This is a genomic window from Microbacterium sp. CPCC 204701 (assembly GCF_004010105.1).
GTDB lineage: Bacteria > Actinomycetota > Actinomycetes > Actinomycetales > Microbacteriaceae > Microbacterium.
The window spans coordinates 1-4065 of record NZ_RRYE01000276.1 but is presented as its reverse complement, the minus strand read 5'-3'; the positions used below and the strand labels follow the sequence as shown (position 1 = coordinate 4065).

The following is a 4065-nucleotide window of genomic DNA, read 5'->3' as shown; positions in this document are numbered from 1 at the left end:
GGGCACGAGCGGACGCTTGCGCGCGGCCTCGCGCTCGGCGCGCGTCGGGGTCGCGCGCCCCTTGCCGCTGGGGACGCCGTTCAGCACGGTGCCCTCGGACGGTACGTCGTTGGACGAAGGAGCTGCAGGTGTCTTGGCCACGGTGATCCTCGGGACGGGAGATGGGGTGTCACTTAAGATTACCCGCATGACCTCCGAGCTCTCCCGACAGGACGCCGTGCGCGAAGCCGCGGCCTCCGGCATCCCCTCAGCCCTCGCCGATCTGGGCGCCCTCGTGCGGATCCCGTCGATCGCGTTCCCCGGCTTCGACTCCTCACAGGTGTGGCGCTGCGCGGAGGCCGTCGCGGAGCTCGTGCGGGGGATCGGGCTGTTCGAGACCGTCGAGGTCCGCACTGCGGCGGTCCCCGGCACGACGGAGCAGGGCAATCCGGCCGTGCTCGCCACGCGCGCCGCACGCAACGGCCGGCCCACGATCCTGCTCTACGCGCACCACGACGTCCAGCCCGCCGGCGACGAGGCGCTGTGGGAATCGGCGCCGTTCGAGCCCACCGTGCGCGGCGGGCGGCTGTACGGCCGCGGCGCAGCGGACGACAAGGCCGGCATCATGGCGCACATCGCAGCGCTGCGGGCGCTGAAGGATGCGGTCGGCGAGGACTTCGACCTCGGAGTGGCGCTCTTCTTCGAAGGCGAGGAGGAGGCGGGCTCGAGGTCGTTCGCACGATTCCTCTCGGACAACGCCGATGCCCTGCGCGCCGATGTCATCGTCGTCGCCGACTCAGGCAACTGGGACGAGAAGACCCCCGCGCTCACCGTGTCGCTGCGTGGCAACACGCGCTTCACGATGCGCGTGAAGACGCTCGAGCACGCGTCGCACTCCGGCATGTTCGGGGGAGCGGTGCCCGACGCGATGATGGCGACGGTCAAGCTGCTGTCGACGCTGTGGGACGACGAGGGCGCCGTGGCGGTCGAAGGACTGACCGAGCGGGATGCCGACACCCCTCCCTACAGCGAAGAGACGCTGCGCGACGAGGCCGGACTGCCGGAGGGCGTCTCGCCGATCGGGCGCGGCTCGATCCTCGGCCGCATCTGGAACAAGCCGTCGATCACGGTCACGGGCATCGACGCACCGAGCGTCGTCAACGCCTCCAACACGCTCAGCCCCGAAGTCTCCGTCGTCATCTCGGCCCGCATCGCGCCCGGGCAGACGGCCCGCGATGCCTGCGCGGCGATCGAGGCGCACCTCCACGCGCACGCGCCGTTCGGCGCGCAGCTCGAGTTCAGCGATCACGACTTCGGAGACGCGTTCCTCGTCGACACGTCCGGGTGGGCGATCGCGGCCGCCCGCGAAGCGCTTCACGAGGGGTACGGCGTGGAATCCGTCGACATCGGCGTCGGCGGCTCGATCCCGTTCATCGCGGACCTCGTGCGCGAGTTCCCGGGCGCGCAGATCCTCGTCACGGGGGTCGAGGACCCGCATGCCAAGGCGCACAGCCCGAACGAATCCCTGCACCTGGAGACCTTCCGCAACGCCGTCGTCTCGGAGGCGCTGCTGCTGGCGAAGCTCGACGGACGCACGGCGGACGCGTAGACACGCCCGTCTCGGAGCCTGCTCCCGGCGGGCGCGCGTAGAATCGAGGCATCCCGCCGCCCGAAGTGGGTTCGATCGAGTCGGGCGGCCCGTCCGGAGGAGTGCCATGACCGACACCGCACTGACGAGTGACCAGACCGTGCGCGAGCACGGCGTGCTGCTGACCGATGCGGCCGCGCTCAAGGTCAAGAACCTGCTGGAGCAGGAGGGCCGCGACGATCTGCGCCTGCGCGTCGCCGTGCAGCCGGGCGGATGCAGCGGCCTGATCTATCAGCTCTACTTCGACGAGCGGTACCTCGACGGCGACAAGGCCGTCGACTTCGACGGAGTCGAGGTCATCGTCGACGACATGAGCGTCGCGTACCTCGACGGTGCGACGATCGACTTCAAGGACACCATCTCGGAGCAGGGCTTCACCATCGACAACCCGAACGCGGCCGGCAGCTGCGCCTGCGGCGACAGCTTCCACTGAGCCGCCATCGGATCGCTAACGATCCGAGCACTTTCCGGCGGGTCCGGGCGCTGCGAACAGTGCCCGGACCCGCCGTTTTCCGTTTCCGCGACACGATCCAAGCTGGGCGCTTGGCCTGAATCGCCTGGGCGCTTGCCCTAGACTGACTGGAGTCCTGTTCGCGATCCGGAAAGGTGCACCGTGCCTTCGAAACGCCGTATCCGCTGGGCCGTTCTTCCCGTCGGGATCGCAACGGCAGCAGTCCTTGCCGGATGCACCCCGACCGAGCTCAACGGGTACCTCCCAGGCTTCGTCGAAGACGGTCCCGCGGCCACCGACAAGACCGAGATGGTCTCGGGGCTCTGGGTGAACTCGTGGATCGTGCTGCTCGCCGTCGGCGTCATCACGTGGGGCCTCATGGGCTGGGCGGCGATCGCATACCGGCGGCGCAAGGGCCAGATGGGCCTGCCGGTGCAGCTGCGGTACAACATGCCGATCGAGATCTTCTACACGATCGTGCCGCTGATCCTCGTGATCGGGTTCTTCGCGTTCACCGCCCGTGACCAGGCGATCCTCGAGACCCAGTACGAAGACCCGGATGTCGAGATCACGGCCATCGGAAAGCAGTGGTCCTGGGACTTCCAGTACAACGGCGAGAGCGACGACGACACCGTGTGGTCGATGGGCGTCCAGGCGCAGACCGACGAGCGCGGCGACGTCATCAGCGAGCTTCCGACGCTCGTGCTGCCGGTCGACCAGTCGGTGAAGATCAAGCTTCAGTCCCGTGACGTCATCCACTCGTTCTGGATCATCGACTTCCTTTACAAGAAGGACATGTACATCGGGAAGGACAACTACTGGTCGTTCACCCCGACGCGCGAGGGCACGTACGCCGGCAAGTGCGCCGAGCTGTGCGGCGAATACCACTCGATGATGCTGTTCAACGTGGACGTCGTGAGCGAAGCGGAGTACGAGGACTATCTCGACTCGCTCCGCGATGCCGGTCAGACCGGTGACATCGACGACGCGTACGACCGCCTCCAGAACCTGCCCGGCACGGGCGCGGGCACCGAGGCGTCCGAGGAAGAGGGAGACCACTGATCATGGCGACGACGCTTCCGCTCCAGGAGACGACACCGGGTCGCCCGACCACCCTGCCGCCGCGTCAGGCGGCGCTGCTCAGCGCCTCGCGCGTCGAGCAGAAGGGCAACATCATCGTCAAGTGGATCACCTCCACCGACCACAAGACGATCGGCTACCTGTACCTCATCGCCTCCGTCCTCTTCTTCCTTCTCGGGGGAGTGATGGCGCTGATCATCCGTGCGGAGCTGTTCGAGCCGGGCATGCAGATCGTGCCGACCAAGGAGCAGTACAACCAGCTGTTCACGATGCACGGCACGATCATGCTGCTGATGTTCGCGACGCCGCTGTTCGCCGGGTTCGCCAACGCGATCCTCCCGCTGCAGATCGGCGCTCCCGACGTCGCGTTCCCGCGGTTGAACGCCTTCGCCTTCTGGCTGTTCCTCTTCGGCTCGACGATCGCCGTCGCCGGGTTCCTCACGCCGCAGGGCGCCGCGTCGTTCGGGTGGTTCGCATATCAGCCTCTGGCCAGTGCGACCTTCTCACCGGGTGTGGGCGGCAATCTGTGGATGCTGGGCCTGGGGATGAGCGGTTTCGGCACGATCCTCGGTGCGGTGAACTTCATCACGACGATCATCACGATGCGTGCGCCCGGGATGACGATGTGGCGGATGCCGATCTTCTCGTGGAACACGCTGGTCACCAGCATCCTGGTGCTGCTGGCGTTCCCGGTGCTGGCGGCGGCGATCCTCGCAGCCGCCGCGGACCGTGTGCTGGGCGCCCACATCTACGACCCGCAGAACGGCGGGGTGCTGCTGTGGCAGCACCTGTTCTGGTTCTTCGGCCACCCGGAGGTGTACATCATCGCGCTGCCGTTCTTCGGCATCGTGTCGGAGATCTTCCCGGTGTTCAGCCGCAAGCCGATCTTCGGCTACAAGACGCTGAT

At 67.4% G+C, this 4065-nt stretch carries 4 protein-coding genes; all 4 read left to right on the top strand.

The genetic code is table 11. The annotated features are described in order from the left end of the window. The first annotated feature begins 187 nt into the window (after positions 1-187). Positions 188-1588 (top strand): dipeptidase, encoded by a 1401-nt coding sequence (locus EIO58_RS13800; protein WP_127820020.1) that lies wholly within the window; start codon positions 188-190, stop codon positions 1586-1588. Between the two features lie 106 nt (positions 1589-1694). Further along, positions 1695-2060: an iron-sulfur cluster insertion protein ErpA gene (erpA, locus tag EIO58_RS13795; protein WP_127820019.1), complete on the top strand. Its 366-nt coding sequence runs from the start codon at positions 1695-1697 to the stop codon at positions 2058-2060. A gap of 180 nt (positions 2061-2240) precedes the next feature. After that, positions 2241-3140, top strand: coding sequence for an aa3-type cytochrome oxidase subunit II (gene ctaC / locus EIO58_RS13790; RefSeq protein ID WP_127820018.1), 900 nt, complete (start codon positions 2241-2243; stop codon positions 3138-3140). 2 nt (positions 3141-3142) lie between these two features. Next, positions 3143-4065, top strand: a 923-nt coding sequence (locus EIO58_RS13785; RefSeq protein ID WP_205789284.1) for a cbb3-type cytochrome c oxidase subunit I, incomplete at its 3' end; no start/stop codon positions are given.

What these genes read in the sequence shown, in the direction of transcription:
- EIO58_RS13800 (WP_127820020.1), top strand. Translation starts at nt 188, where the DNA reads ATGACCTCCGAGCTCTCCCGACAGGACGCCGTGCGCGAAGCCGCGGCC.
- erpA (WP_127820019.1), top strand. Translation starts at nt 1,695, where the DNA reads ATGACCGACACCGCACTGACGAGTGACCAGACCGTGCGCGAGCACGGC.